We start from the raw sequence: 438 nt of genomic DNA on the forward strand, positions 1-438 counted from the left end.
GGCTGGAGAAGTCGATTTCATGCGGGCAGATGTGGGGGGGCGTCCTGTTGATTGGGGTATTGGTTCGCCCGGCGATCAGGTCACGCGGGTCAATACCTTGTCATATTCACTTGTTATGTTGAGCGAATTGTCCACGCTGTGCTGTACACCCGGCATGGCTTTGACACTAAGACATATAAAATTATAAACTTCACTTCCAATCAAATCGACACCACGGGGCGCTAACTGAATTAAGCGGCCTGCAGCGGTTTAAATGGCTTTAAATTGGTTTATATGCTTGTACGTAGTTTTATGCTGTTGATAGCCCAGATGACGATGACTCAATTACCCAGGTTTTTTTGCCTGACGTTTTTTTTGCTGACCCTGACTGCCTGCGTTTCGCCGCAGGCGCCGTCGTTGATCATCGCTGGTGCTTATTTTCCGGCCTGGCTGTTATGT

General features: G+C 48.6%; 1 protein-coding gene. It reads left to right on the forward strand.

The genetic code is table 11. The features are described 5' to 3' along the window. Positions 1-187: hypothetical protein (locus KDM89_RS19855; RefSeq protein ID WP_212689612.1), on the forward strand; the 187-nt coding region annotated here is incomplete at its 5' end. Positions 188-438: the final 251 nt, after the last annotated feature.

Origin of the sequence: Cognatundibacterium luofuense, assembly GCF_018139685.1 — a bacterium.
In the GTDB taxonomy this organism is placed as follows: domain Bacteria; phylum Pseudomonadota; class Gammaproteobacteria; order Burkholderiales; family Burkholderiaceae_D; genus Undibacterium; species Undibacterium luofuense.